Source organism: Polaromonas sp. (assembly GCF_030682935.1).
Lineage (GTDB): Bacteria > Pseudomonadota > Gammaproteobacteria > Burkholderiales > Burkholderiaceae_C > Polaromonas.
The window spans coordinates 1-1,736 of record NZ_JAUXNA010000217.1; the positions used below are offsets into that span (position 1 = coordinate 1).

2 protein-coding genes are annotated in these 1,736 nt (G+C 55.6%); both read right to left on the bottom strand.

The window, feature by feature from the left end:
• Nucleotides 1-17 precede the first annotated feature (17 nt).
• Entirely contained in the window at nt 18-512 is a 495-nt protein-coding gene (locus tag Q8K05_RS09935; protein WP_305246464.1) for a TRAP transporter small permease, read from the bottom strand.
• A gap of 88 nt (nt 513-600) precedes the next feature.
• Nucleotides 601-1,572 (bottom strand): TRAP transporter substrate-binding protein, encoded by a 972-nt coding sequence (locus Q8K05_RS09940; RefSeq protein WP_305246465.1) that lies wholly within the window; start codon nt 1,570-1,572, stop codon nt 601-603.
• Nucleotides 1,573-1,736: the final 164 nt, after the last annotated feature.

A 1,736-nucleotide genomic window follows, 5' to 3' on the forward strand; every position in this document is an offset into this window, starting at 1 on the left:
GCTTAACATGACGGCGCTCATACTGCGGTCTCCAATTCAAGGCGCTGGGTATCCAGCAGGTTGCCAATGATGCCGATCAGGCTGAACACGCCGCCGACCGGCATGGCGAGGTAGGCCCAGAACATAGACACGCTTTCCAGTCCGCTCATGGTTTGTGCCCTGCCGCGGACGGCATAGTCCCAACCCCACCAAATGATGATGGCGATCAACCCGGTGGCGGCGAGACACACGACCCAGTCGAGCAAACGGCGGATGCGTGGCGGGCTCCAACGGTAAAGCACATCTACGCTCACCATGGCACCCTGGCGAAACGCCGTCGGAATACCCAGAAAAACCATCCAGATCAGGCTGAATCGAATCAGCACTTCGGTCCATTCAGCGGGCAGTTCCAGCACAAAGCGGGTGATGATCTGGAACATGCCGAGACTGGCCGCTAGCAGCAGCATGGCACAGGCGGCGTACAAGGAGAAGCCGCTGGTCCAGCGCTCCAACCGAAGAAAATTTTCTTTCATTGCAATAACAGCCTGAAATGGGAAGTTGTAAAAAAACACCCGAAAGCTTGCGCGCTTCGGGTGTTGGCAGCTACAAAAACAGTAGCAATTACTTGTAGTTGCGGATCTTGTCCATGTTGGCCTTGCCGAACTGCTTTTCGAAATCAGCGTACACCGGTGCGAGCGCAGCCACGAACTTGGTTTTGTCCAGGTTCTCGACCACGTTCATTCCCTTGCCACGCAGGTAAGTCACGCCCATGGCATCGTCGGCGTCAACCCGGGCCCGGTTGGCCTGGACGGCTACCTTGGCGGCTTCCAGGAAGACCTTCTGGTCAGCAGGGCTGAGCTTGTCGAACGCGGCCTTGTTCATCAGGAAAATGGCGGGCGAATAGACGTGGCCGGTCAGTGACACGTGCTTTTGCACCTGGTCCAATTTGGCCGCCATGATCACGGACAAGGGGTTTTCCTGGCCGTCGACCGTGCCTTGCTGCAGCGCGGTAAACACCTCTTGCATCGCCATCGGTGTGGTCACAATGCCCAGGCCTTTGTAGGCGGCTACGTGCACCGGGTTTTCCATGGTACGAATCTTCAGGCCCTTGAGGTCATCCGGCGCGTTGATGGCGCGTTTGTTGTTGGTCATGTTGCGCATGCCGTTCTCGCCCCAGGCCAAGGCTTTGAAGCCCTTGGACTCGAACTTGGTCAGCATCTCCTGGCCGATCGGGCCATCCAGTACGGCACGGGCATGCGCCTTGTCCCGAAACAAAAACGGAATATCCAGAATCTTGGCTTCCGGCACAAAGTTGGGCACCGGGCCGGTCGACGAGAAAGTCAGCTCCTGGGTGCCGAGTTGCACGGCCTCGATCGATTCGCGCTCACTGCCCAATGAAGCGCTGTAAAAAGTCTGAATCTTGTAACGGCCCGCTGTGCCCTTCTCCACCTCCTTGGCGAAGGTATCAATGCCAACGCCCTGGTGCGAATTTTGCGCGATGGAAATGTTGATCCGCATGGTGGTCTGGGCCGCAACAGTGGCCACAAAACCCATGGCCAAAGACAGGCCAATAACCAGTTTGCTCAATTTCATTTAATGTCTCCTCGGTTTGAAAAAATTGTAGCTTGTCGGAAACCTAATCCGTCAAACCACGTCAAATTTGTCATACAACTTCTTATTATCCTCTGATTGGCAGCTTCACGGCATAAGGATTTTCCCTGATGTACTCCTGAACAATGTCGTCAAAGCTTTCCTCC

Excerpts from the sequence above, each read along its gene's own strand:
- Q8K05_RS09935 (WP_305246464.1), bottom strand. The coding sequence starts at position 512 with ATGAAAGAAAATTTTCTTCGGTTGGAGCGCTGGACCAGCGGCTTCTCC.
- Q8K05_RS09940 (WP_305246465.1), bottom strand. The coding sequence starts at position 1,572 with ATGAAATTGAGCAAACTGGTTATTGGCCTGTCTTTGGCCATGGGTTTT.